This is a genomic window from Undibacterium sp. JH2W, assembly GCF_049340425.1.
Classification (GTDB): domain Bacteria; phylum Pseudomonadota; class Gammaproteobacteria; order Burkholderiales; family Burkholderiaceae_D; genus Undibacterium.
The window spans coordinates 169550-195575 of record NZ_JBMPOT010000010.1 but is presented as its reverse complement, the minus strand read 5'-3'; the positions used below and the strand labels follow the sequence as shown (position 1 = coordinate 195575).

At 51.4% G+C, this 26026-nt stretch carries 29 protein-coding genes; 4 read left to right on the top strand and 25 right to left on the bottom strand.

Annotated elements, in window-relative coordinates:
- Window positions 1-22: 22 nt before the first annotated feature.
- Genes ACO0LC_RS16885 through ACO0LC_RS16865 form a run of 5 tightly spaced genes read right to left on the bottom strand, consistent with a single transcriptional unit; the run spans window position 23 to window position 3900 of the window.
- Window positions 23-604: an SCO family protein gene (locus ACO0LC_RS16885; protein ID WP_423005126.1), complete on the bottom strand. Its 582-nt coding sequence runs from the start codon at window positions 602-604 to the stop codon at window positions 23-25.
- Window positions 601-1485 (bottom strand): heme o synthase, encoded by an 885-nt coding sequence (cyoE, locus tag ACO0LC_RS16880; protein WP_423005124.1) that lies wholly within the window; start codon window positions 1483-1485, stop codon window positions 601-603. Before cyoE ends, ACO0LC_RS16885 begins: the two co-directional genes overlap by 4 nt.
- Window positions 1482-2573: a COX15/CtaA family protein gene (locus ACO0LC_RS16875; protein WP_423005122.1), complete on the bottom strand. Its 1092-nt coding sequence runs from the start codon at window positions 2571-2573 to the stop codon at window positions 1482-1484. Before ACO0LC_RS16875 ends, cyoE begins: the two co-directional genes overlap by 4 nt.
- A 21-nt stretch (window positions 2574-2594) precedes the next feature.
- Complete coding sequence (locus ACO0LC_RS16870) at window positions 2595-3200, bottom strand: SCO family protein (protein WP_423005120.1); 606 nt, start codon at window positions 3198-3200, stop codon at window positions 2595-2597.
- Window positions 3187-3900 carry an SURF1 family protein gene (locus tag ACO0LC_RS16865; protein ID WP_423005118.1) on the bottom strand — a complete coding sequence of 238 codons (714 nt, stop codon included), beginning with the start codon at window positions 3898-3900 and terminating at the stop codon, window positions 3187-3189. Before ACO0LC_RS16865 ends, ACO0LC_RS16870 begins: the two co-directional genes overlap by 14 nt.
- 61 nt (window positions 3901-3961) lie before the next feature.
- Here ACO0LC_RS16865 and ACO0LC_RS16860 point away from each other — a divergent pair, with 61 nt between their 5' ends.
- Complete coding sequence (locus ACO0LC_RS16860; RefSeq protein WP_110256438.1) at window positions 3962-4162, top strand: twin transmembrane helix small protein; 201 nt, start codon at window positions 3962-3964, stop codon at window positions 4160-4162.
- Window positions 4163-4271: 109 nt separating this feature from the next.
- Here the strand turns inward: ACO0LC_RS16860 and ACO0LC_RS16855 are convergent, their stop codons facing one another.
- The 7 genes from ACO0LC_RS16855 to ACO0LC_RS16825 all read right to left on the bottom strand — a co-directional run bounded on the left by ACO0LC_RS16855 (window position 4272) and on the right by ACO0LC_RS16825 (window position 10085).
- Complete coding sequence (locus ACO0LC_RS16855) at window positions 4272-5132, bottom strand: cytochrome c oxidase subunit 3 (RefSeq protein ID WP_423005116.1); 861 nt, start codon at window positions 5130-5132, stop codon at window positions 4272-4274.
- A 39-nt stretch (window positions 5133-5171) separates the two neighbouring features.
- Entirely contained in the window at window positions 5172-5387 is a 216-nt protein-coding gene (locus ACO0LC_RS16850) for a DUF2970 domain-containing protein (RefSeq protein ID WP_423005114.1), read from the bottom strand.
- The gene (locus ACO0LC_RS16845; protein ID WP_423005112.1) at window positions 5384-5971 is read right to left on the bottom strand and encodes a cytochrome c oxidase assembly protein; all 588 of its coding nucleotides are present in this window, start codon (window positions 5969-5971) and stop codon (window positions 5384-5386) included. Before ACO0LC_RS16845 ends, ACO0LC_RS16850 begins: the two co-directional genes overlap by 4 nt.
- 12 nt (window positions 5972-5983) lie before the next feature.
- Entirely contained in the window at window positions 5984-6091 is a 108-nt protein-coding gene (locus ACO0LC_RS16840; protein ID WP_423005110.1) for a cytochrome oxidase small assembly protein, read from the bottom strand.
- Window positions 6092-6140: 49 nt separating this feature from the next.
- Entirely contained in the window at window positions 6141-7736 is a 1596-nt protein-coding gene (gene ctaD / locus ACO0LC_RS16835) for a cytochrome c oxidase subunit I (protein ID WP_423005108.1), read from the bottom strand.
- Between the two features lie 24 nt (window positions 7737-7760).
- Window positions 7761-8948 (bottom strand): cytochrome c oxidase subunit II, encoded by a 1188-nt coding sequence (gene coxB / locus ACO0LC_RS16830; protein WP_423005106.1) that lies wholly within the window; start codon window positions 8946-8948, stop codon window positions 7761-7763.
- Window positions 8949-9170: 222 nt separating this feature from the next.
- Window positions 9171-10085, bottom strand: coding sequence for a methyltransferase domain-containing protein (locus tag ACO0LC_RS16825; RefSeq protein WP_423005104.1), 915 nt, complete (start codon window positions 10083-10085; stop codon window positions 9171-9173).
- Window positions 10086-10169: 84 nt separating this feature from the next.
- Here ACO0LC_RS16825 and ACO0LC_RS16820 point away from each other — a divergent pair, with 84 nt between their 5' ends.
- The 3 genes from ACO0LC_RS16820 (at window position 10170) to ACO0LC_RS16810 (ending at window position 14032) form a co-directional block, all read left to right on the top strand.
- On the top strand, window positions 10170-10910 hold the full coding sequence (locus tag ACO0LC_RS16820; protein WP_423005102.1) for a phosphoribosyltransferase family protein: 741 nt from the start codon (window positions 10170-10172) through the stop codon (window positions 10908-10910).
- Window positions 10911-10935: 25 nt separating this feature from the next.
- Window positions 10936-11406 carry a tRNA (uridine(34)/cytosine(34)/5-carboxymethylaminomethyluridine(34)-2'-O)-methyltransferase TrmL gene (trmL, locus tag ACO0LC_RS16815; RefSeq protein ID WP_423005100.1) on the top strand — a complete coding sequence of 157 codons (471 nt, stop codon included), beginning with the start codon at window positions 10936-10938 and terminating at the stop codon, window positions 11404-11406.
- 136 nt (window positions 11407-11542) lie between these two features.
- The gene (locus ACO0LC_RS16810; protein WP_423005098.1) at window positions 11543-14032 is read left to right on the top strand and encodes a sensor domain-containing protein; all 2490 of its coding nucleotides are present in this window, start codon (window positions 11543-11545) and stop codon (window positions 14030-14032) included.
- On the opposite strand, the gene rfaE2 is transcribed toward ACO0LC_RS16810, so the two are convergent.
- From rfaE2 to ACO0LC_RS16745, 13 genes are all read right to left on the bottom strand, one after another.
- Entirely contained in the window at window positions 14021-14500 is a 480-nt protein-coding gene (rfaE2, locus tag ACO0LC_RS16805; RefSeq protein WP_423005096.1) for a D-glycero-beta-D-manno-heptose 1-phosphate adenylyltransferase, read from the bottom strand. The genes ACO0LC_RS16810 and rfaE2 overlap by 12 nt on opposite strands.
- A gap of 342 nt (window positions 14501-14842) precedes the next feature.
- Window positions 14843-15706, bottom strand: a complete 864-nt coding sequence (locus ACO0LC_RS16800; RefSeq protein WP_423005094.1) for a ferritin-like domain-containing protein — start codon at window positions 15704-15706, stop codon at window positions 14843-14845.
- Window positions 15707-15864: 158 nt separating this feature from the next.
- A complete protein-coding gene (locus tag ACO0LC_RS16795; protein ID WP_423005092.1) occupies window positions 15865-16797 on the bottom strand; it encodes a CysB family HTH-type transcriptional regulator in 933 nt (310 codons plus the stop codon).
- Window positions 16798-16816: 19 nt separating this feature from the next.
- Window positions 16817-17881 carry a sulfate/molybdate ABC transporter ATP-binding protein gene (locus tag ACO0LC_RS16790; RefSeq protein WP_423005090.1) on the bottom strand — a complete coding sequence of 355 codons (1065 nt, stop codon included), beginning with the start codon at window positions 17879-17881 and terminating at the stop codon, window positions 16817-16819.
- 17 nt (window positions 17882-17898) lie between these two features.
- Complete coding sequence (gene cysW, locus ACO0LC_RS16785; RefSeq protein WP_423005088.1) at window positions 17899-18792, bottom strand: sulfate ABC transporter permease subunit CysW; 894 nt, start codon at window positions 18790-18792, stop codon at window positions 17899-17901.
- On the bottom strand, window positions 18792-19646 hold the full coding sequence (gene cysT, locus ACO0LC_RS16780) for a sulfate ABC transporter permease subunit CysT (protein ID WP_423005086.1): 855 nt from the start codon (window positions 19644-19646) through the stop codon (window positions 18792-18794). Before cysT ends, cysW begins: the two co-directional genes overlap by 1 nt.
- 286 nt (window positions 19647-19932) lie before the next feature.
- A complete protein-coding gene (locus tag ACO0LC_RS16775) occupies window positions 19933-20778 on the bottom strand; it encodes an EAL domain-containing protein (RefSeq protein WP_423005084.1) in 846 nt (281 codons plus the stop codon).
- Window positions 20779-20803: 25 nt separating this feature from the next.
- Entirely contained in the window at window positions 20804-21019 is a 216-nt protein-coding gene (locus tag ACO0LC_RS16770; RefSeq protein WP_110256421.1) for a TOBE domain-containing protein, read from the bottom strand.
- Between the two features lie 26 nt (window positions 21020-21045).
- Window positions 21046-21948, bottom strand: a complete 903-nt coding sequence (locus ACO0LC_RS16765) for an ATP-binding cassette domain-containing protein (protein ID WP_423005082.1) — start codon at window positions 21946-21948, stop codon at window positions 21046-21048.
- A complete protein-coding gene (gene ssuC / locus ACO0LC_RS16760; RefSeq protein ID WP_423005080.1) occupies window positions 21945-22829 on the bottom strand; it encodes an aliphatic sulfonate ABC transporter permease SsuC in 885 nt (294 codons plus the stop codon). Before ssuC ends, ACO0LC_RS16765 begins: the two co-directional genes overlap by 4 nt.
- Before the next feature lie 9 nt (window positions 22830-22838).
- On the bottom strand, window positions 22839-23984 hold the full coding sequence (gene ssuD, locus ACO0LC_RS16755; protein ID WP_423005276.1) for an FMNH2-dependent alkanesulfonate monooxygenase: 1146 nt from the start codon (window positions 23982-23984) through the stop codon (window positions 22839-22841).
- Window positions 23985-24022: 38 nt separating this feature from the next.
- On the bottom strand, window positions 24023-24997 hold the full coding sequence (locus ACO0LC_RS16750) for a sulfonate ABC transporter substrate-binding protein (RefSeq protein ID WP_423005078.1): 975 nt from the start codon (window positions 24995-24997) through the stop codon (window positions 24023-24025).
- Window positions 24998-25005: 8 nt separating this feature from the next.
- Complete coding sequence (locus ACO0LC_RS16745; RefSeq protein WP_423005076.1) at window positions 25006-25986, bottom strand: sulfonate ABC transporter substrate-binding protein; 981 nt, start codon at window positions 25984-25986, stop codon at window positions 25006-25008.
- Window positions 25987-26026 lie beyond the last annotated feature (40 nt).

Genomic DNA, 26026 nt, shown 5'->3' with positions numbered 1-26026 from the left:
CTACTCAGACCAGAGTCTGTATTTACTTCAATAAAATCTTCAGGTCATGCGCAACCGGCTCAGGGCCCTGACCATGACGTAGAAATAGGCGTATGCGTCCCTGAGGATCATAGACATAGCTGCCAGCCGTATGGTCCATGGTATAGCTGCCTGGGGTTTTGCCTTCTACCTTTTGATAAAACACCTTGAATTCCTTGGCGACTTTGGCAGTCGCAGCGGCATCACCATACAGGCCCAGGAAGCGCTGGTCGAAGTTGGGGACATAGCTGGCTAATAAGGCCTGGGTATCACGCTCAGGGTCCAGGGTCACGAACAGGACTTGCACCTTGTCGGCATCCGGGCCCAGCAATTTCATGACCCCCGCCATCTCAGCCATAGTGGTCGGGCAAACGTCGGGGCACTGGGTATAGCCGAAAAAGATGACCACGGCCTTGCCTTTGAAATCTGCCAGGGTACGAGCCTTGCCATTGTGATCTGTCAGCGCAAAGTCCCTGGCGTAATCCAGGCCAGTCAGATCAGTATTATTAAATTTTTCCGGTGCTTCAGTACAAGCCAGCAAGGCCAGTGCCATCAGCATACTGACCAGATGCTTGAGAATTTTCATAGCTTGATATAGTGATCAATCAACAAGGCTGCAAACAGCAGGGACAGGTAGATGATGGAATAGGTAAAGGTCTTGCGTGCCAGTACATCATCATAATGCTTGTAAATACGCCATGCATACCAAAGGAAGATCAGACCCAGAATAATCGCGCTGACCAGGTAAATCAGGCCGCTCATGTGCACCGCATAGGGCAGCATGGTGGTGGCAAACAGGGCGATGGTGTACAACCAGATATGGAAACGGGTAAATTCCATGCCATGGGTAATCGGCAACATGGGCAGGCCGGAGCGGGCATAGTCATCACGCCGGTACATGGCCAGCGCCCAGAAATGCGGTGGCGTCCAGACAAAGATGATCAACACCAGCAACCATGCCTGCATAGGCACATCATTGGCCACAGCAGCCCAGCCCAGGGCGGGCGGCATGGCACCAGACAAACCACCGATGACGATGTTTTGCGGTGTCGCTGGTTTCAGTATGATGGTGTAAATAACAGCATAACCGACAAAGGTGATAAAAGTCAGCCACATGGTCAGGGGATTGACCATGGTGTACAAAACCCACATGCCCATGCCTCCAATAACGCCAGAGAATACCAGGGTCTGCGGCACGGTGATTTCGCCCTGGGCTGTGGCGCGACGCGCGGTCCTTGCCATGCGGGAATCAATTTCTTTTTCTACCAGGCAATTCACGGCAAAAGCCGCTCCTGCCAGCAACCAGATGCCTATAGTGGCAGCCACTACGACACGCCAGTCAGGCAAGTCCGGGGTTGCCAGGAACATGCCTATCACAGCACAAAATACGGCGAGCTGGGTCACACGGGGCTTGGTCAAAGCCCAGTACTGAGCCAGTCGGTTGGAAGGCAAACTTAAAGTGGTCATGATCTATCTTTGGCAGCGGCAAGGCTCACATGCCTTATGCGGTAGTTTAACATGGTCAGCAAAAGCACGAGCATGGCGGCCATCCCATTATGCAAAACTGCCAGTAACAAAGGCCAGGAAAAAAAGACGGTAGAGATGCCTATGATGAATTGGGCAAGAATCGCCAGCAAGAGATTGCTGCCCAGCTTTTCCAACCCGGCTATCTTACGTGCCCTCAGCGCAGCCCACAGGCAGACAGCAGCTACCAGCAAAGCAAAATTCCTATGTACCCAGTGTATGGCAACCAGGGCATTGAAGGGCAGGTAATCGCCACCCATGGTTAGCCCTAGCTGACGCCAGAGGCTGAAACCGTGCTCAAAGTCCATCGCAGGTAGCGCCTGACCATTGCACATGGGATAATCATGACAAGCCAGGGCAGCATAGTTAGTACTCACCCAGCCACCCAGTGCGATTTGTACAAAGACCAGTATTAGGGCCAGGCTGGCAGGCCATAGCATACGCCTGCCATCTGCGGCAGCGATGCTGGCACTGCTCAGGGAAGAGCTTTGCTGCTCTAGGCTGGCACTGAGCAGCGCCAGCAAACCCATACCCAATATCAAGTGAGTGGTCACTATAATGGGTTGCAGCTTCAAGGTGACAGTCCAGGCACCAAAAGCACCTTGCAGGCAAACAAAAAACAGCAGGAAGGTCGATAACCAGGGACTGGAATCGAGTTGGCGGCGGCGTGCCCAGGCAATGGCCATCTGAGCCATGATCAGGATACCCACACTCATGGCCAGATAGCGATGCACCATTTCTATCCAGGCTTTTTGCAAAGTTACAGGGCCGGTAGGCATGGCAATTTCCGCTGCCTTGATGGCTGCATGGGATTGCAGAGGATTCGCCTGGCCATAGCAGCCCGGCCAGTCCGGACACCCCAGGCCGGAATCCGTCAGACGCGTAAATGCCCCGAACATGATGAGTTCAAAAGTAAGGGTGACGGTTACCGCGATGAGTTTGCGGTATTTATTCTTTTCTTTGGACAAGAAAATCATGGTCGCTGGTATCACGGCTACCATGAGTGCTGTCAATGCGATCTGCAACCACATGATTGTTGTTTACCCTATCGTTTAACCTATCGCCGACGCACGCAATAATTTGCTGAGGTCTTTTTTAATCTTGTTGGCATCGGCATTTTTTGGATAACGCATCATCAGATTGCCGCGCGGATCTATCAGGTAAATATGGTCACTGATTTGAGTATCGCTCTCAGTCGGCAGCCAGGCTTTAAGAGCTGCAGCATCGACCTTCAACATGCGTGCGCCATCATGCTGGCGTATCAACATGGTGTCGATGGGAGCATCGTCGGTGATCAGCCAGACGCGTTCTATCCTGTCCATTTCCTTGCCCTGGGCCGTGCGCAACTGGCGGATGTCATACATTCTCTTTTGACAAGCTTCAGCACAGGCGCCGCTATCCACCTGCAGCATCAGCCACTTGCCTTGATAGGTCTCCAGGCCTATCGCTGCATCTGACGCCGCTGCTCCCAGCAAATGCCCGGCCAGTTTGGGCATGGGATAATTGCGTGGGTCGAGTATGGCGCCGTAATTGGTGCGGCCTTCAGGCTTGATGACATAGTAGGTCAGATAAGAAAAAATCATGGGGGCAGCACAGACTGCCAGTACCAGGATTAATTTCCAGCGACCATGCGAAACTTGCTTTTCAGTTTTTTCCACGACGAAATCCAGTAACAACAAAAAATAAGAAGGCCATCAAAGCCAATGCATACCATTGAAAGGCATAAGCCCTATGCTTGTCAGCGCCAGCCGAGGGCATGGGCCAGTCACGCGACAAGCCATCATTCACTAGCGTAGTCTGTTCCAGCACAAAGGGATAAAAATCCCAGCCTGTCTGTTTTTCCAGGACATCGACATCGATGTTTTGCAAGAGGCTGCCAGGTTTGACTACTTCGGCCTGACCGAGTTGCATGACCCTATCCAGCTTTTCCCTGAGCATGCCTTCCAGGACGACAGGGCCGCTGGCGACAGGAATATCCGGCACATGCATCCTGTCACGCGCATCACGCGGGTGCCAGCCACGGGCGACTAATACATATTTGTTGCTGCCTGCCAGCTTGAAAGGCGACAGCACATATAAACCCGCCTTGCCCTGCAAGGGGCGGTTATCCAGGTAGAGCGGCCATTCGCGTATGAATTGCCCGTTGACTTGCAGCTTGCGAAAAGCCTGCAATTGCCCAGGCGGTGTTTGCGCATTCAATACCAGGGCTGGCAGATGCTGGCGTTCTGTCATCTGTGTCGCCAGGTTTTCTTTTTCCTGCGCCCTGTGCGTTTGCCATTGTGCCAAAGCGATACCCATGCTGGCCAGCAGCAGGCAGGCGATGAATGGGATCAGGCGGAAGCGGAAGGAAATAGGCATTCAGGTAGTAAGGTATTACAATGCAGGAGTCGATCAATTAAAGCACCAACAATAACCCAGTATGAAAATTCTTGTCGCCATCGCTTTTTTCCTTATTCTGTTCAGCCTGGGGTCTGCCCTGGTTTATCTGATGAAAGACAAGGGGAAAAGCAATCGCACGGTCAAGGCACTGGCCTTCAGGGTGGGATTTTCCATTACCCTGTTTTTGCTGATCTTGCTGGCAAATCATTTTGGCTTGATACAGCCGACTGGCATCAGGTAAGCACTGCTTCAGCGTCAGCAGTACCTACTATTCCCATAATTTTGGCGATCCCATCTATGTAAAAAAGCCGCACTAACTGTGCGGCTTTTTTGTGCGACTATAACTTGTATTACAGCCAGTAGACTACAACGTAGAGACCCAGCCAAACCACGTCAACAAAATGCCAGTACCAGGCAGCACCTTCAAATGCGAAGTGGTGCTCAGGTGTGAAATGGCCTTTCATGACACGGTACAAAACCACCGACAACATGATCGCACCCATGGTCACGTGGAAACCGTGGAAACCGGTCAGCATGAAGAAGGTGGAACCATAGATACCGGAAGTCAGTTTCAGGTTCAGCTCGCTGTACGCATGCATGTATTCGTAAGCCTGGAAGCCCATGAAAACTGCACCCAGCAAGACTGTAGCAAACAACCAGATGGCTGTCTTGGCACGATGACCTTCACGCAAGGCGTGATGCGCAATAGTCAGCGTCACGCCTGAAGTCAGCAGCAAGGCCGTATTGATGGTAGGGATAGGGAAAGGCCCCATGGTCTTGAAGGCTTCGACTGTACCAGCCGGGCCTACATTACCCCAGTTGGCAGCAAAATCAGGCCACAGGACTTTGTGATCCAGATCCGCCAGCCAGGGCATGGAGATAGTACGTGCATAGAACAGGGCGCCAAAGAAAGCAGCAAAGAACATCACTTCAGAAAAGATGAACCAGCTCATGCTCCAGCGGAAAGAGACGTCGATACGGGCGCTGTATTTACCGCCTTCGGATTCAGCAATCGCTTCGCCAAACCAGTTATACAAGACCACCAGTGTCAGGATGATGCCGGCGAAGTTCAGGTAAGAACCCCAGGCCAGGCCATTGACCCAGGCCGAAGCACCTATCATGGTCAGCAATAAGGTCGTGCCACCCAATACCGGCCATTTGGATGGGCCAGGTACAAAATAATAGGGCGCATTAGCGTGTTGAGAACTCATTTCCATCTCCCGATGCAATTTAATGTACTACTTGAATTGTTATTTTGCGACTACATGTTTGACTATTGCGATCAGCACTGAAATAAAGATCAGTGCGCCTATGATACCGGCAATAATCACGTGAACAGGATTCAACTGCGCTGCATCCTGCTCATAATCAGTTTTCTTGCGTATTCCCAGAAATGACCAGAATACGGCTTTCATTGTTGCCAAAAACGAAGCCTTACGCTTGCTTGCTTCTTTTAACTCTGTCATGTCTTGCCCTGACCTTCGCTAGCGGCAGCTTGTGGCTTGCCACCAACTTCAAAAAAAGTATATGACAAGGTAATTGTCTTTACTTCTTTCGGCAAGGCTGGGTCTATATAAAACACCACAGGCATTTGCCGCGCTTCATTCGGACCCAGGGTTTGCTGCTTGAAACAAAAACATTCCATCTTCTTGAAGTAGTTAGCAGCCTGTTGTGGAGCGTAGCTGGGTATTGCCTGCGCATCCATCTTGTAAGACTGCTTGTTGACTACCTCATAAACAATTTGCGTCATTTCACCCGGGTGCACTTTCATGCTAGCCACGGTAGGACGGAAACGCCACGGGCCCTGCGTATTTGCATCAAACTCCACCGTCACTTCACGGCTTCTGTCAATCTGGGAGTTGGATATCTCTTTGACCGAAATATCCTTGGGAGTCAATATATTCACTCCCGTCAATTCACAAATCTGCTTGTAGATGGGCACCAGGGCATAACCAAATCCAAACATCAGCCCCGCAATCACCAGCAACTTGCCGAGCATTTTTGCATTCAGCTTATTCTTGCCTGCAACGCCGGATTCTTCTTGTGACATGAAGCTATCCTATCAGCGTAGCCAGGTTTGTTTAATGAAGACCGCAACAAAAAACATCAGCGCCACAGAAAACAAAAGAATGGCTGTACGCAAATTATTCGGTTTTTTTCGATTACTCATTTTTTGTCTTGCTCCGGCAGAACCGGAGCAAGCCTAAGCCGTATGACGATTATTTGAATTCTGGCGGTTCTTCAAAAGTATGGAAAGGTGCAGGGCTAGGCACTGTCCATTCCAGACCTTCAGCACCATCCCATGGCTTTGCTGCCGCTGGAATGCCACCCTTGATGGATGGGATCACCACAGCCAGGATGAAATACACCTGCATCAAACCAAAACCAAAGGCACCAATCGTAGCAATCTGGTTGAAATCAGTGAACTGCGCAGGGTAGTCAGCATAGCGACGTGGCATACCGGCCAGACCCAGGAAGTGCATAGGGAAGAAGGTCACGTTAAACAAAATCAACGAACCCCAGAAGTGGATCTTGCCGCGTGTTTCGTTGTACATGAAACCTGTCCACTTTGGACCCCAGTAGTAATAACCAGCGAACAGGGCAAACAAAGAACCCGCTACCAATACATAGTGGAAGTGGGCAACCACGTAGTAAGTATCTTGCAACTGGATATCAATCGGTGTCACCGCCAGGATCAGGCCTGTGAAACCACCCATGGTGAACACGAAGATAAAGCCGACTGCAAACAACATAGGCGTCTCGAAAGTCATCGAGCCTTTCCACATAGTCGCAACCCAGTTAAATACTTTCACGCCGGTAGGTACCGAGATCAGCATGGTGGCATACATGAAGAACAACTGTGCCGTGACTGGCATACCGGTTGTAAACATGTGATGCGCCCAGACGATGAAGGACAAGATCGCGATGGATGCTGTTGCATACACCATCGATGCATAACCAAACAAAGGCTTACGGGCAAATGCAGGAACGATCTGGGAGACGATACCGAAGGCTGGCAAAATCATGATGTACACCTCTGGATGTCCGAAGAACCAGAAGATGTGCTGATACATGACAGGGTCACCACCGCCGGCAGCATTAAAGAAGGATGTACCGAAATGACGGTCAGTCAGCGTCATGGTGATCGCACCGGCCAGAACTGGCATCACAGCGATCAGCAGGTAGGCAGTAATCAGCCAGGTCCAGCAAAACATCGGCATCTTCATCAATGTCATGCCAGGAGCGCGCATGTTCAGGATGGTGGTGATAATGTTGATGGAACCCATGATGGAAGACGCACCCATGATGTGGACAGCGAAAATCGCCATGTCCATACCAGGGCCCATTTGTGTGGACAATGGTGCATACAGCGTCCAGCCAGCAGCAGTTGCGCCGCCAGGTACCAGGAAAGAACCCATCAGCAACAAGGCTGCAGGAGGCATGAGCCAGAACGAGAAGTTGTTCATACGGGCAAATGCCATATCGGACGCACCGATTTGCAGAGGGATCATCCAGTTAGCAAAACCAACGAAAGCTGGCATGATCGCGCCGAACACCATGACCAGGCCGTGCATGGTGGTCAACTGGTTGAAAAACTCCGGTTGCATGAGTTGCAAGCCAGGTTGGAACAACTCACTGCGTATGCCCAGGGCCATGACGCCACCAGCCAGTAACATGGTGAAAGCGAACCACAGATACAGGCTACCGATATCTTTATGGTTGGTGGCAAACAACCAGCGCTGCCAACCATGAGGATGGTCATGCGCGTGGTCGTGAGAGTGATCGTGAGCGTGATCAACTGTAGTAGTGCTCATCTTTTCTCCTGTTCTTCCTGTTTATTACTTACGCGCAGCCAAAACTTCAGCTGGTTGGACGATGTTTTCTGCAGCCTTGTTAGACCAGTTATTACGTGTGTAAGTGATTACAGCAGCAATTTCTGTATCCGACAAAGTGGATTTCCAGGCTGGCATGGCAGCCTTACCACCCATGACTATTGCCAATTGGGCTGCTTTGGGGCCAGCCACAACAGCAGAGCCATCCAGTGCAGGGAATGCACCTGGCACACCTTTACCTGTGGCTTGGTGGCAAACTACACAGTTAGCTGCATAGACTTTTTCGCCGCGCTGCTTCAGCTCATCAACAGTCCAGACTTTGCTTGGATCATCTGCCTTGGCAGCCATTTCTTTTTTCTTGCCATCTACCCATTTTTTATAGTCATCTTCAGAGACCACATTAACGACGATGGGCATGAAGGCGTGTTCTTTACCGCACAGCTCTACGCACTGACCACGGTAAGTACCGATTTTCTCAGCCTTGAACCAGGTATCACGGACAAAACCAGGAATCGCATCTTGCTTGACGCCAAAAGCGGGGATAGTCCAGGAGTGAATAACATCATTCGCCGTGGTGATGATGCGTACCTTCTTGTTGACCGGTACCACGACTTCATTATCAACTTCGATGAGGTAGTTATCACCACGTTTTTCAGTTGGTTCTACGCCAGGCGCGCCAACCTGGGTACGTGGAGTAGACAGGGTAGACAGGAAAGCAATGCCTTCGCCTTCGCCCTTGAGATAGTCATAGCCCCATTTCCATTGCATGCCCGTGGCTTTAATGGTGATGTCGGCATTCGAGGTGTCTTTCATTGCCACAACCGTTTTTGTTGCAGGCAAAGCCATGACGATAACAATGATGAAAGGCACGACAGTCCAGGCGATTTCAACTGCGGTACTTTCATGGAAAGTCGCAGCCTTATGACCCACAGATTTACGATGCTTCAGTATAGAGTAAAACATCACCCCAAACACTGCCACAAATATAACCAGGCAAATAACCAGCATCAGGTTATGGATGTTGTAAATTTGCTCCGCAATTTGCGTAACAGGTGGCTGCAGATTTAACTGCTTGACTGCCGGACCGCCCTTCATATCTACCGCCGGACCATTGACTACCGCCCAAGTTGGCAAGCTTGCAGCCAAGAGCGAAGCACCCAGCATGAACGACTTTAATCGCTTAGCATGTTTCATGAATATCCCCAAAACCCAATTAGAATTCTTTTTAACAGAGCGCCAGGGACACCGATACAAAAAATGTCAAATACGTACTGGCAACTTCCACAACTGCAAGAGTATAAGGTGTAAAGCTGACTGATATCAAGCAGAATACATGCGCGCCATCTATGATATCGCTCAAATGTCACAAAGGTTTATGACGAAATTTTACGGTTTTTGAGTATTTCTTGATTTGGATTAAATTGGTTTTTTAGGCAAGTCAAAACGGACTATGGCTTCCCCTGCCGCTGTTTTGCGATTTACCGGGCGAAAGGCATGACCGTATACCACTTCCAACGTCAATGTGATGCGGCCATCGGCATTTTTTTGCCTGTCCAGTGCGGCCAGTAAACGTGCATAGGCCTTGCGTCCCAACAAGCCCTGTCTGCGCGTCATCAGGGGATTGCCGCCCAGTGCACGCACATCTTCCAGTAATTTTTCCGCATTGCCATAGGTCAGGGTAATTTTTTCCATATCCATGACAGGCGTGGAAAATCCTGCATTCACCAGCATGTCACCAAAATCATGCATATCAACAAAGGGCAAGACATGCGGTACTTCATCGACTTCAGCAAAGGCCTGGCGTAATTCTGTCAGGGTATCCGGGCCAAAACAGGAAAACATCAGCAAACCCTCGGTACGCAAGACGCGTCTCCACTCAGCAAATACCAGGTCGGGCTGAGGATGCCAGTGCAAGGCCAGATTGGACCAGATCAGGTCTACGCTGGCATTGGCGATGGGTAAGCGGGCAAAATCAGCACACAACAAGTGCTGACCAGCATCCTGGCGCAAGGCAGCTGGTGTCCATTTTGCCAATAGACGACCCATGGCACTTTTAGCCGCCAGTTGCCTGAGCTTGCCCGACGCCAGCATAGGCAGAGAGGCATCGACACCATAGGCTAATGCCGCAGGATAAACTTTTTGCAACTCCGCAATATCATCAGCCTCACCACAACCTGCATCCAAAAAGGCTGAAGGCGTGATTTTGACCAACTCCAGTTTTTCGCGCATACGTGTGGCAATTTCGCGACGCAAAAAGTCGGAAGCATGGATTTTTTCTGCATCGGCAAACAGGCGACGTACCAGTTGCAGATTGATGGGAGCGCTTAGCATAGGTAAAATTGCAAGAAACTGCGTTTTTAAGTTAAGCTGGCAGTTTACACGTTTGTAACCATGCTTGTACCCACGCTTTTATTCATGTTCACAGACAAACTCAAGCTGGCCTGGCAAAATGGCATTGCCGCCTTGATCCCCAATTCTTGCGCGCTATGCCGCCTTGATAGTGCCGAGGTAGTTTGTTCATCTTGTCACGCGGCTTATTTCCAGCCTGGACCTCAGCGCTGCGTCCAATGCGCCCTGCCCTTGCCACCTGGTAGTGCCAGCCCGCGCTGTGGCGATTGCCTCAGCAATCCTCCAGCGTTTGACAAGACCTTGACTGTCTGCGACTACGCCGCCCCGCAAGATCAATTACTCCTGTCGCTGAAATTCGCCCATCAATTGGCGCTGGCTCCCTGGTTTGCCCGTATGCTGAGAGATAGTATCCTGCGACAAGCAGGCAATGAGTTACCGGATGTGCTCTGTGCCGTCCCTTTGGGAAAAGCCAGACTGGCAGAGCGCGGCTTTAATCAGGCCTGGGAAATCACCCGTCCCCTGTCTAAACACCTGGGAATACCCGCCGATGCGCATCTCCTGCAACGCAGTCGGGAAACCGCCATGCAAAGCGGCCTGCCAACCGCGGATCGGGCCAGCAATGTTAAACATGCATTTTGTCTTGATGAAAATCATCTGGACAATGTCAGGGGTTTACATCTGGGCATTATTGACGATGTCATGACTACTGGCATGACCCTGCATGAAATCGCTACAATGCTGAAGCGCCATGGTGCGGCCAAAATCACAGCCTATGTCTTTGCCCGTACCCTCCCTCATATTCATTGAATCACTACGTCATTAAGGAATCACCTTGTTTCATGTCGTCCTGGTAGAACCAGAAATACCGCCAAATACTGGCAATATCATCCGTCTGTGTGCCAACACGGGTGTACAACTGCATTTGATAGAACCGCTGGGCTTCCCTCTGGATGACAGCAAGATGAAGCGCGCCGGTCTGGATTATCATGATTATGCGACCATGAAAGTACATAAAGACTGGGCAGCATTTTGTGCCAGCGAACAACCCGACACCAGAAGGATGTTTGCCATGACCACGCATGGCTCCACGCCTTTCGCAAATATGGCTTTCCAGCCTGGTGACTATTTTGTATTTGGCGCAGAAACCCGCGGCCTGGCACCTGAATTGCGTGAATCCTTCCCCACCAGCCAGCGCATACGCCTGCCCATGCGACCAGATAACCGTAGTCTGAATTTGTCGAATACAGTGGCCGTTGTAGTTTATGAAGCCTGGCGGCAGAACGGTTTTGCTGGTGGTAGTTGAGCTTTACTGGAAGGCAATTTAATTTCCACACATCAATTATCTAAATTACCACACAGTATTTGAAAATTTACTGCATTTCCTGAAAAATCCTTTAGCATGCTTGCAGGAGCTTAGATTTCAAGGCCAGGGCGAGATAGTGCAAAATCCGGTAAGCGAGCAATTTGAAGACAACCTTCAGCAACTGCGGCATCTGATCGATGCCCTGCCTATCTGCATTTCTTATGTGGATGCAAATTATCGCTATCAATTCATCAACCAGGTGTATATAGACTGGTTTGACATACCCCGCTCGGCAGTCATCAATAAACACATGGCCGAAGTCATCGGTGAAAATGCCTTTGCCCATGTGCGGCCTTATGTAGAACAGGCCCTGGCAGGTAACTATATTGCGTATGAAACCACAGTGCCTTACTTGCATGGCGGCACCCGCACTATTTCTGCCCAGATTCTTCCTGTGTTTGAGCATGATGGCAAGGTCAGGGGTTGTTATGCCATGATTACTGATATCAGTCAGCGCAAGCAAAGTGAAGAGCAATTACATCTGCATGAAGAACGCTGGCAACTGGCCCTGGAGGGATCTGGTGACGGCGTCTGGGACTGGTATCCACAAACCGGCATAGAAATACTGTCTGATCGCCTGCGTGAAATCTATGGCTATGAAAAAGATGAGATAGATGACCTGTCCGAAGAACTGGACAAACGCACTCATCCTGACGACCTGAAGCAGATGTATCAGGACAGGCAAGATCACTTTGATGGCAAGACGCCGATTTATATCAACGAACATCGTGTCCAGTGCAAGGATGGCAGCTGGAAATGGATACTGACACGCGGCACGGTGATACAACGCGACGTTCAGGGCAGGCCCACCCGTATGGTGGGTACCCATACTGATATTTCAGAAAGAAAACAGGCTGAAGTTGCTTTACGCGAAAGTGAAGAGCGCCTGCGTATGGCGCTGTCCGCCACGCATCAGGGTTTATATGATTTGAATGTACGCACTGGCGACGCCATCGTCAGCCCCGAATATGCACTCATGCTGGGTTATGCGCATGCCAGTTTTCAAGAAAATAAAAAGAACTGGGCAGCCAGAGTACATCCAGAAGATTTTTCTGTTGCTGCCCGTGCCTTTCGGGAGCATCTGGAAGGCAAGACCGAGGAATACCGCGTTGAATTCCGGCAAAAGAAAGCCAGTGGAGAATGGGGCTGGATACTCTCGGTCGGTGCCGTGGTGGAATGGGACAGGGAGGGACGCCCGCAACGCATGCTGGGCACAGTTCTCGACATCACAGAAAAGAAGAAAACCGAGGCCCTGGTCTGGCAGCAGGCAAACATCGATACACTGACCGGCCTGCCTAACCGTCGCATGTTTTACGACAGGCTGGATCACGATATCAAACTCAGCAAACGCCATAAGCTGAGTCTGGCGGTCTTGTTCATTGACCTGGATTTTTTCAAGGAAGTGAATGACACCCTGGGCCATGCCACTGGCGACGCCCTGCTGATAGAAGCCGCCCACCGTCTGCGTACCTGCGTCAGGGAGAGTGATACCGTGGCGCGCCTGGGTGGGGATGAATTCACCGTTTCACTGCCCGAGATGCATGAACCCAACCGGGCAGAAACAATAGCGCAAAACATCATACGCTGCATGTCCACGCCCTTCTTGCTCGCCGGTGAGGAAATCTATCTGTCTGCCAGTGTGGGCATTACCATGTACCCGCGCGACGCCGATAATCTCGATGATCTCATCAAGCATGCAGATCAGGCCATGTATGCTGCCAAGGCCCAGGGCCGTAACCGCTTCAGCTATTTCACCCCCAGCCTGCAAACTGCGGCACTGGCACGCCTGCGCATGACGACGGATTTGCGGGCAGCGATCGCCGACCGTGGCCTGTGTGTGTATTTCCAGCCCATCATCGATATCCATACTGGTCTGATACAAAAAGCCGAAGCCCTGGTGCGCTGGCCCCATGCGCAACTGGGCTTTATCAGCCCCATGGAATTCATCCCCATTGCCGAGACAAGTGGCTTGATCGTCGCTATTGGTGACCTGGTGTTTTATGAAGCCCTGCGCTGGGTGAAGAAGTGGCGTGAACTATATCAGCCAGACTTCCAGATCAGTATCAATCAATCGCCCATGGAGTTCCAGGGTGACCAGGAACGCTATGTCAACTGGATACACGATCTGGCTGCGCAAAACTTGCCTGGCCAGGCGATTTCCGTGGAAATCACCGAAGGCCTGTTGCTTGATGCCAGCCAGAAAATTACCAGCAAACTCTTGCAATTTCGCGATGCCGGCATACAAGTCGCGCTGGATGATTTTGGGACTGGCTATTCATCACTGTCCTACCTGAAGAAATTTGACATCGACTATCTCAAGATAGATCAATCCTTCATCCGCAACCTGGCAGCAGATACCAGTGATATTGCCTTGTCAGAAGCTATCATCATGATGGCCCACAAGCTGGATTTGAAAGTGGTGGCCGAAGGCGTGGAAACACAGCAGCAACATGACTTGCTGAAGCAGGCCGGTTGCGACTTTGCCCAGGGTTATCTATTCTCAAAACCGCTGCCGCCAGAAGAATTTGAAATCCTGCTACAACGACAAAAAACCTTAAATGCCTGAGCGCACCCTGGCCAGTAATTTGCTGGTCGAACGGTCATGTTCAAAATCGATGGCCGCCACTGCGCCGCCATAAGCCAGCACTGCCTGGCCTTCCGGTATGGCCGTCATGTCATAGTCGCCACCCTTGACATACATATCCGGGTGCGCCGCCAGCACCGCTTGCAAAGCAGTATCTTCATCAAATTCCACCACTAGGCTGACTGCCTCCAGCGCCGCCAATACCGCCATGCGGTCTTCACAGGAATTGACAGGCCGGTCATCCCCCTTGCCCAGACGCTTGACCGAGGCATCCGTGTTCACGGCAACCACCAACGAAGCACCCAAGGCGCGTGCATCGGCAAGATAGCTGACATGGCCACGATGCAGGATGTCGAACACGCCATTGGTCATGACGACGGGTTTGGGTAAAGCACGCACACGCTCGCTCAGTTCGTCGCGTGTAGAGAGTTTTTTTTCGAATTCGGGCATAGGAAACTTTGTGGGATTTTTACGAAAACCGCTCACCACAGAGGCACGGAGACACAGAGAAAAGCATAGAGAAAACCGAAATCGTATTTTATTGTAGGTTGGGCTACGGTTTACCAGCCCAACACTGTGCCCTTGATAAACTTATACGTTATTTATATGCCGAGTGTTGGGCTGATGAAGCGTAGCCCAACCTACGAGTCGCAATCGTTCGCTTGCACTTTCTCTCTTTTACTTCTCTGTGCCCCTCTGTGCCACCTCTGTGTCTCTGTGTTGAACGGTCTTGAATTTATAAACAAAAACGCCGCTAATGATTAGCGGCGATTGTACAGGCTCACACCAGGTTTATGCAGCGCTAGGCAAGCTGCCAGGCAAAATAAGCAGTCTTTGCGCGACTTCCTTGCGATAGCGGTTCAAGTCTTGCACGGTTTCAAAAGTACGCTCGAACAGCAGCGACATATTGTGCAAAATACGGTCGACGACTTTCTTTTCCCAGACGCCATCGAACTTGATCTGGCCATCCAGCCAGCGTTCCAGCCAGTCTGGGTCTGGCAGGCGTGATTGTATGGTGTCGTTCGGGAACAGTGCCTGATTGACATGCAAGTTAGTAGGATGCAAAGGCTTTTCCGTGCGTCTGGCCGATGCCATCAGGACGCCGATCTTGGAAAACGCAGCACGTGCCACATCACCCGCTTCTGCCAGGGATTTTTTCATATAGCGCAAATAGGCACCACCATGGCGAGCCTCATCCTGGCTGATGATTTTGTAGATATGCTTGATGACAGGTTCGGTATGCCAGTCAGACGCACAGCGATACCAATGGTTCAAACGGATTTCACCGCAGAAATGCAGCATCAGAGTTTCCAGCGGTGGTGCTGGATCAAACTCGAAACGTACATTGTCGAGTTCTTTCTCTGTCGGCACCAGCTCAGGGTGGAAACGACGCAGGTATTCCATCAAGACCAGGGAATGCTTTTGTTCTTCAAAAAACCAGACCGACATGAAGGCACAAAAATCACTGTCACCCCGGTTGTCACGCAAGAACATTTCTGTCGCTGGCAAGGCAGACCATTCAGTGATGGCATTCATCTTGATGGTTTGTGCCTGCTCAGGCGTCAGCTTGCTGGCGTCATACTTATCCCAGGGGATGTCTGACTCCATATTCCAGCGCACTTGCTCCAAAGACTTAAACAATTCAGGGTAAAGCATGGTCAACCTCTGATAAAAATTGCGGAAATTAGAATAATTTGCCTAATTTTACCAGAGAGATGTGACGCCTTCACGACAGCGCCTGATTTGCCTAAAATTAAGGCAAATTCAGGTAATAAAGCAACAAGCCGCGGATATCTGGGTTAACACCACAGGCTTTACAGGGTTTCTGCATCGCTAATGGCTTGTCTGACTTCATCCCTGTCCAGATTGGGCGCGAATTGTTGTATGAATTCATAGGTATAGGCGCGCAGATAGGCACCGCGACGCACGGCCAGGCGGGTAACATTGGAAGCAAACAAGTGGCTGGCAGAAATCGTCCTCAGGCCATGCGCTCGCTGTACTTCTATCGCCATCGATGCTACCAGGCCCACACCCAGGCCCAAAGCCACATATTGCTGGATAACGTCAGAATCCATGGCTGTCAGGACGATATCGGTACGCAAACCCGCCAGGCGGAAAGCATCATCAATATGGCCGCGGCCGGTAAAACCAACATCATAAGTAATCAATGGATAATTCGACAAATCTTCCAGCGTCAGTTCTTCTTTGTTCAAGAGTGGATGGCCTTCTGGTACGACGACGACGTGATTCCATTCATAGCAGGCGAAAGAAGCCAGGTCCTTGAACTGCGACAGGCCTTCGGTAGCAATACCAATATCCGCCTTGCCAGACAATACCCATTCAGCAATATGCTCAGGCGAACTTTGTTGCAAGGCGATGCGCACATCCGGGAAAGCCTGGCGGAAACCTTGTACTACCTTGGGCAAGACATAACGGGCCTGGGTATGGGTAGTGGCTATCGTCAGCGTACCCTTGGACTGGTCAGAATAGTCCTCGCCAGCCTGGCGCAGGTTTTCTGCTTCCAGTAACAGTCTTTCTATGATGGGTAAAATATCCTTGCCTGGCTCAGTCAGGCCAGTCAGGCGTTTGCCATTGCGTTCGAAAATATCGACGCCCAGTTCTTCTTCAAGTTCACGGATCTGGCGGCTGACACCAGGCTGGGAAGTGAACAAGACATTTGCCACTTCAGTCAGGTTATAACCGCGGCGAGAAGCTTCACGGATGGAGCGTAATTGCTGGAAATTCATAGGGCACCTTATTTTTTAATTATTGAGTATCGACGAAGACATGGAGACGCTTAGGGCGTACCACTAAAGCTTCACCGACTTTGAGTTTCAGTTGTTCATAGCGTTCTGTCGAAATCATGGCTTCGACCAGTGCGCCGTTATCGTCCCTTTCCAGTTCCAGCTGGGCCAGCGGGCCTATGCTGTGGACACGCCGTAATTGCACATTCAGACCTGCTGCACCTGGAGAATAACGGTCTATCTCCAGTTCATGGGGACGTACATATCCAGTGCCAAATGCATCGCGGGTATCGGCATGGCCTGGGGCTTCAAAAGGCACACCATCGGCGTCGAGTATGCCTTCATGGATGCGGCCACGAAACAGATTCACATTCCCCAAAAAGCCATACACAAAAGGCGTAGCTGGATGATGGTAGACCTCAGCCGGCGCACCGACTTGTTCAACCTTGCCGTGATTCATGAGCACGATCTTGTCAGCCACTTCCAGCGCTTCTTCCTGATCATGCGTGACAAAGATACTGGTGACATGCAATTCATCATGCAGGCGGCGCAACCAGCGGCGCAATTCCTTGCGCACCTTGGCATCGAGCGCACCGAAAGGTTCGTCCAGCAAGAGTACGCGCGGCTCCACTGCCAAAGCACGGGCAAGGGCGATACGCTGACGCTGGCCACCTGACAATTGCGGTGGATAACGATCCGCCAGCCAGTCCAGTTGCACCAGTTCCAGTAACTTGGTGACCTTCTCCTTGATTTCGCTTTCTGAAGGACGCAGATGGCGCGGTTTGACGCGCAAGCCAAAAGCGATGTTTTCAAATATCGTCATATGCTTGAACAAGGCATAGTGCTGGAACACAAAGCCAACCTGGCGTTCACGTACATGCTGGGCCGAGGCATCCTGGCCATCCAGCAAAACCTGGCCGCTGTCGGCATATTCCAGGCCAGCGATGATGCGCAGCAAGGTGGTCTTGCCACAGCCTGATGGTCCCAGCAATGCCGTCAACTCCCCGTTAGGGAAATCCAGCGAGACATTGTCCAGAGCAGTGAAACTACCAAAGCGTTTTTGTAATTGATTGACAGCGATACTCACGGTGAACCCCTTCTCTTTTATTCCTGAGGCAATTGGCGGTTTTCATTGGTGCGCCATTCGACTAATGTTTTCAGTGCGAGTGTCAGCAAGGCCAGCAGGGTCAGCAATGAAGCGACAGCAAAGGCAGCAGTGAAGTTGTACTCGTTATATAAAATCTCGACTTGCAGGGGCATGGTATTGGTCTCGCCGCGGATATGGCCAGAGACCACCGATACCGCACCAAACTCACCCATGGCACGCGCATTACAGAGGATCACGCCATACAACAAACCCCATTTGATATTCGGCAAAGTCACGTACCAGAAGGTCTTCCAGCCGGATGCACCCAGTACCAGAGCAGCCTCTTCTTCTTCACTGCCCTGCGCCTGCATCAGTGGTATCAGTTCACGCGCGACAAAAGGAAAGGTGACAAAGATGGTGGCCAGCACAATACCTGGCACGGCAAACAGGATCTTGATTTCATGCTCGCGCAACCACTCGCCAAACCAGCCTTGCGCGCCGAACAACAAGACATAGATCAGGCCAGAAATCACGGGCGATACCGAGAATGGTAAATCGATCAGGGTCAGCAAAACATTCTTGCCGCGGAATTCAAACTTGGCGATAGTCCAGGCTGCAGCCACGCCAAAAACCAGGTTCAAAGGCACGGCTATGCCCGCTGCGATCAGCGTCAGTTTAATGGCTGACAAGGCATCGGCTTCGACGATGGCAGCCAGATAAACTTCCCAGCCTTTTTTCAGTGCCTCGGCAAAAACCGCTGCCAGCGGGATGAATAAAAACAGGGTCAGGAAAGCCAGTGCCAGCACAGATAAAACGATACGTACCCACAGCGGTTCCATGGTTGCTGCTGGTGTAATCACAGGCTCATGTCGGCGCACAGCCAGTGGTGGGGTGAGAGTTGCAGCAGTCATTAATCTCTCCCTGCATTTTGACGGCTGCGTGTCCAGGCTTGCAGGGCATTAATCGCCAGCAAGAGACTGAATGACAGCAAGAGCATGACTACGGCAATCGCGGTTGCCCCGGCATAATCGTATTGTTCGAGTTTGGTAATCATGAATAGCGGTGTAATTTCAGAAATCATGGGCATGTTGCCAGCGATAAAAATCACCGAGCCATATTCACCAGTGGCGCGCGCAAAAGCCAGCGCAAAACCAGTCAGCAAGGCTGGCAAAATACTCGGCAAGATCACGCGCAAGAAAGTTTGCAAATGGTTGGCACCCAGGCTGGCTGCGGCTTCTTCCAGTTCTTTTTCTGCTTCTTCAAGCACGGGCTGTACGGTACGTACAACAAAAGGCAAGCCTATGAAAGTCAGGGCCACCAGGATGCCCAGTGGCGTATAGGCAACCTTGATACCCAGTGGTGTCAGCAGTTTTCCTATCCAGCCATTTGGCGCATACAGGGTCGCCAGGGTGATGCCTGCCACTGCTGTAGGCAGGGCAAAGGGTAAATCCACCAGCGCATCGATGAGGCGCTTGCCAGGAAACTTGTAGCGCACCAGCACCCAGGCAACGATGCCACCAAAGAAAACATTGATCAGCGCCCCCAGCAAAGAAGCACCAAAAGTCAGGCGGTAAGATGCCATGACACGATCAGAAGTGACCGTGTTCCAAAATGCTTCCCAGCTCATGGTGAAAGTTTTCAGGAAGACAGCAGAAAGAGGTATCAGGACGATCAAGCCCAGATAAAACAGGGTAAAACCCAGGGAAAGATGAAAACCGGGTATCACCCGTCTCGCCCTTTTATTTGATCCTAGAAACTGCGCCATGCTCAGCCTTTATTACGGATTTGACTATCGATGAGCAATCTTCTCAGCATTTTGTTATATAGAAAACGAATTTTTTATCATTCCTAAATGCATTTTTCATATATAGATCGCTATCCTGGAGGAAAATATAGGTAAAAATTATTGAAGCAACAATGCATTTGTGATTAATTTGCTCATTTTTATCAAACTTTGTAAGTAAACAGCATCTAGCCCCTTATGCAGAATCAGCATAAGGGGCCAAATACATAAATCGTTTTTTTTCAGTCTGGCCAGGCCAGCCAAAAACTCAGGCCAGCTTAAATTCTTCCTGATAGTCGAATACCAGGTAAGCTTCATCGCGGCTCAACAAGGCGGCCTTGGGTAAATCAAACAAAAAACCCTGCAACAGATACGGGCTGGCCGTCTGGTTCCCTGCACGTAGCGCTTGCAGGCGTTTCTGGTTTTCTATACGCCTGAAGATGATATGGCATTGACCACGATCGGCCTGTTCCAGCAAGCGCACCTGGGCTTGCTCATCATTAGCCAGACTGATGTCGACCTTGATGGAAGCCGGACGTATGCGCTCCAGCAAGTCTGTCGCCTGCTCCAGGCTGCTGGCATGCAAGCCTATGCGAAAACCATTGCGCCTGTAATTCTCTGCCACATGGGTCAGGACCCAGCGCTGGCTAGGCGTGATCAAGGGTAATTGCAAGACGATGTCCTGGTGAGGCAATTCCAGCACATCGAGGATGCGGCGAAATGCCATGCCATGATTGCCTTCCACCGCCGCCAGCAGGCGACTGTGCACACTGAGGTATAAATCCAGCTTGGCACTTTCTGGCTGCCGGTAAAAATTCAGGGTATGCAAGAGCCGGCACAAGCGGTCCAGTTCCACTGATTCATCATCATTGGCGGCATTTTCCAGCAACTTCCAGATATTCAAGCCCTGGTCATCACTGGCATAACTGCGGGCATACGCCTCATAGGCAACAATACGCCCATCATCACCAGCGCGTATGGCCTGGAAGGCGCTGGTCAGAGTGGAATTAAAATAACGTCCGCGTGCCCGCCCTTGTTCATCCAGCCATAAATTGGTGGTAGCCAGCGTACTTTGCAGACGACTCAGGTAGTTTTGCAATGCAAGAGAATGCATGTCTGCCTCAGTTTAAAAATTCTATCTATAACTTGGCGATAGAAACTTCTGTCGCTTTCACCAGCGCCACAACTTCTGAACCTATGACCAGGTTCAAGTCCTTGATGGAACGTGTAGTGATGACAGAAGTCACTATGCCTGCGGGTGTCTCGACATCGACTTCAGACACCACAGATCCTTCGATGATGGCCTTGATTTTGCCGCGAAATTGATTTCGGACGTTGATAGCTTGTATGCTCATGATAATTCCTTAAATTAGTTAAACAATCAGATTGCCCATGCAACCTGGCTGACAGTCCTCAGCAGCGACTGTTCGGTGTCTGGTGCTGCTGAAGGTTTTTGTAAAACACGCTGCAAGATACGCTCTTCCAGCTCGGCAAATCTTGGATTGCCACGCGCCCGTGGTCGCGGCAAGGCTATACGTGTGTCCAGTGTGATCTGGCCATCCTCTATCAGGATCACTCTATCCGCCAGGGCAATGGCTTCCTGCACATCGTGGGTCACCAGTACGGCAGTGAAACCACGCTGCTGCCACAGGTTTTCGATCAGGTTTTGCATTTCTATGCGGGTCAGTGCATCGAGTGCGCCCAAAGGTTCATCGAGTAATAACAAGGCTGGCTCGTGCACCAGTGCCCTTGCCAGCGCAACACGCTGGCGCTGGCCACCAGACAATACCGATGGCCACTCGTCAGCGCGCTCTGCCAGCGCGACTTTTTCCAGGGCCTGACGGGCCGGGGCTTGCCCCCCCGTCAAACCCAGGGCCACATTGGCGATGACGGTTTTCCAGGGCAGTAAACGTGAGTCTTGAAACATCACCCGTGTATCCGGTTTTTGCCTGGAATTTCCTGTACCAAATTCCAGCTTGCCCCTGTCTGCCTGCTCGAGACCGGCAATCAATCTGAGCAAAGTACTTTTACCGCAACCACTGCGACCAATGACAGCCACAAACTCACCTGCCGCCACTTGCAGATTCAAGGACTTGAGTACCTGGCGGCCCTGATAGGATTTTTGTATGCCACGCAAATTCAGAGCCGTGCCACGACTCTCCTGTTTCTCAGCTATACCCCAGCCATCTATGGACGTCTGCGCCCAGTCGCCATCTAGCTCTTCACGCAAGGCAATGATGTCTTGCACAGCACTGATGGGAAATTCTGGAAATTGACGCATCATGCAGCCCTCCCCTGGTAAGCAGGATGCCAGCGCAGGAAATACTGTTCCACCAGCTTGGACAAGACATCCGCCAGCTTGCCCAGCAAGGCATATAAGAGTATGCCTACCAGCACCACATCCGTTTGCAGAAATTCACGCGCATTCATGGTCATATAACCTATGCCAGCCTGGGCAGAAATGGTCTCAGCTACGATCAGCAAGACCCACACCAGACCCAGGGAAAAACGCACACCTACCAGTATCGAAGGCAGGGCACCCGGCAAGATCACATCGCGATACAAGGCCCAGCCAGACAGGCCATAGCTTTGCGCCATTTCTATCAAGCCTTTATCGACGGTGCGTATGCCATGAAAAGTATTCAGATAAACCGGGAAGAACACGCCTACCGATACCAGAAATAATTTTGCTGCCTCATCAATGCCAAACCATAAGATCACCAGCGGTATCAGGGCCAGGGCAGGAATATTCCTGATCATTTGCAGGGTAGTATCCAGCAAGGTTTCAGCAAAACGGAAACTGCCAGTCAGCAAACCCAGCAAAAGACCCAGCCCACAACCCACAGCAAAACCCGAAATCGCGCGCCATAAACTGGTCTTCGCATGCACCCAGATTTCACCTGAGACCGTCAGTGTCCAGAACGCTTTCAATACCGCCAGTGGTTCGGGCAAAATGCGGCTGGATAACCAGCCTGACTGTGCTGCCACTTGCCAGATCATTATCAAGGTGACCGGCACCAGCCAGGGCAGACCACGCTTCAGCAGGCGCACACTGGCCTGGCGAAAGACATCTGGTTTGCCAGCGGCAAACTGTGCCTCATAGGCAGAACCGCCCTGCGCATAAGTGGCGGCGAATTCGCTGACTTCTGTAATCATGGGTCCCATACTGCCTCCCTAGCTTTGCGATACCTTGGGGACGATGCCATTGGCCATGACTTCACCAAACGGGCCGGTCAGGCTGCTGGCAACACCGGGCACTTCCTTGCCTATCAGGGGGAAGACCAATTCAGAAAAACGGTAAGACTCTTCCAGATGCGGATAACCAGAAAAGATAAAGGTATCTATGCCCAGTGCCTGGTATTCCTTGATGCGTGCCGCCACAGTTTCAGGGTCACCCACCAGGGCCGTACCAGCACCACCACGCACCAGGCCGACACCAGCCCACAAATTGGGAGACACTTCCAGCTTGTCGCGTTTGCCACCATGCAGGGCGATCATGCGTTGCTGGCCGACTGAATCCATTTTCGCAAAGGCTTTTTGCGCGCGGGCGATGACTTCATCATCGACATAGCGGATCAGGTCTTCTGCCGCTTTCCAGGCTTCCTCATTGGTTTCGCGCACGATGACATGCAGGCGTATGCCAAAGCGCAAAGTCCGGCCATGTTTGGCTGCACGTTCGCGCATGTCAGCGATCTTGGCGGCCACGGCTGCTGGTGGCTCACCCCAGGTCAGGTAGACATCCACCTGCTCTGCCGCCAGCTCATGTGCGGGTTCAGAAGATCCACCAAAATACAAGGGCGGATAGGGTTTTTGTATAGCTGGATACAGGGTCTTGGCACCCTTGACGCTGATATGCTTGCCTTCAAAATCATAACCGGCGTCGCCACCTTCGCCTGCCAGCGAAGCGCGCCAGACACGTAAGAATTCATCGGTGATTTCATAGCGTTTTTCATGATCGGCAAATACACCGTCGGCTTCCAGTTCACCCTGGTCACCACCGGTAACGATATTGATCAGCAAACGTCCCTTGGACAGACGGTCAAATGTCGCGGCCATGCGCACTGCCAGACCTGGGCTGCTCAAGCCAGGTCGTATCGCCACCAGGAATTTTAACTTGCTGGTGGCACCGATGAGACTGGAGGCAACCACCCAGGCATCTTCGCATGAGCGACCTGTAGGCAAGAGCACACCGTCATAGCCCTGGGTATCGGCAGCAACTGCAATCTGCTTCAGGTAATCGTAATTGACCTGGCGTGCACCTTGTGTAGTCCCGAGGTAGCGGCTGTCACCATGGGTAGGGATGAACCAGAATATATTCAAACTCATTTTTTGCTCCTGTGTTTTTTGCAGTGTCACACTTACAATTTCGTGCCTGGTGGTAGCCATACTGCGTCACGTACTTTAACCGCCTTGGGTATCAGTTTCTGCTGATAAAAATTATCAGCGACTCTTTGCTGTTCATCGACAATGTTCTGGGTCAGATAAACCACGGGTGAACGCGGCCTGCGTTCCAGGAAACTGGCGATAGTTGGCTTATCCAGGCCTGTACTGGCAGCAATGATGGCTACCGCTTCATCACGGTTCTTTTGTACGAAGGTATCGCTGCGCGTCAATTCTTCAAACAGCACTTGTATGACTTTGGGGTATTTGTCAGCAAAGCTGCGTGCTGACAAATAGTGCGAAAGATTGTTGACCAAGCCTTTGCCTGTTACCAGTATTCTTGGTGCTGCGCTTTGTTCAATCGCCGCCCAGTATGGGTCCCAGATGGCCCAGACATCGACACTGCCGCGCTCGAATGCAGCGCGAGCATCGGCCGGTGCCAGATACACGGGCGTGATGTCCGACCATTGCAGGCCAGCTTGTTGTACTGCGCGCAAGACATGGTAATGGGCGCTAGAGCCTTTTTGTATGGCGATCTTCTTGCCCTTCAAATCTGCCAGCGTGCGTATAGGCGAGTCCTGCTTGACCAGGATCGCGCTGACACCAGGCTTGGCCGGTTCGGCACCGACATACACCAGGTTGCTACCGGCAGCCTGGGCAAATATCGGTGGCGGTTCACCGGTAGTGGCGAAGTCTATGCTGCCTACTGACAAGGCTTCCAGCATTTGCGGGCCTGCAGTAAATTCAAACCAGGTAACTTTGACGCCTTTCAATTGCTGTTCCAGCGCCTGCCTGTGTTTCAGCAAAGTCAGGTTGACTGAACTTTTTTGGAAACCTATGCGTAATTCCTTAGGCAAGTCTTTGGACAAGTCAGCGCTTGCAGCAAGGCTGGCTACAGACAATATGCTCAAAGAAAATGCCAGTAACAGGCGGCGTATGGAAAACAATCTCATCATGCGCCTCAGGTCTTGGCCGCAAATACGGCATCACGGATATTGATACGCTTGGGTATCAGTTTCAAATCAGCAAAGGTGTCGGCGATGCTTTGCTGTTCCTTGATGACTTGTTCTGTCAGTGGCTTGACGCCAAAGCCAAAACGGGAAGTCGACAATTCCACGATGCTGGTTTCCAGCCCGGTTTGCGTTGCCAGTATGCTGGCGACTTCCTTGTGATTTTTTGCACCCCATTCATCAAGCTTGGCTAGTTCTTCCAGAACGATGCGCAAGACTTCCGGGCTTTTTTGCGCATAGGGCCGTGCTGCCAGATAGAACTGATGATTGCTGACGGCACCTTTACCATCCACCAGTATCCTGGCACCCAATTGCTTTTCAGCCGCCGCCAGGAAAGGGTCCCAGATCGCCCAGGCATCCACGCTGCCACGCTCAAATGCCGCACGGGCATCAGCAGGCGGCAAGAAAATAACTTCGACATCCTTGTAATTCAGGCCTGCTTTTTCCAGCACTTTGACTAAGAGATAATGGACGTTGGAACCCTTGTTCAAAACGATTTTTTTGCCCTTGAGGTCTGCTGCTGATTTCAAGGGAGAATTCTTGGGTACGATGACGGCTTCACCGCCGGGGGCTGGTGGCTCATTGCCTACATACAGCAAATCTGCACCGGCAGCCTGGGCAAAGATAGGAGGCGCTTCACCCGTTGTACCAAAATCGATACTGCCTACATTCAAGCCTTCCAGCAATTGCGGGCCAGCAGGAAACTCTGTCCATTTAACATCCACACCCAAGCCTGCCAAACGCTTATCCAGCGCCCCTGTCCCCTTGAGCACGGTCAGGGTTCCATATTTCTGATAGCCTATGCGCAAACTGCTCTTGTTCTGCGCAAAGGCTTTCGGCAAGACCACGCTCAGTGCGGCGGCTGTCAATGCCGACAAGCGGCTCAGAGTAAGACGTTTTTCCTTGCTGGAGATCTGAAATTTGCGGCTCATCTTTTGCTTTCATATTTTGGACAAGACTTCCCCCTGCCAG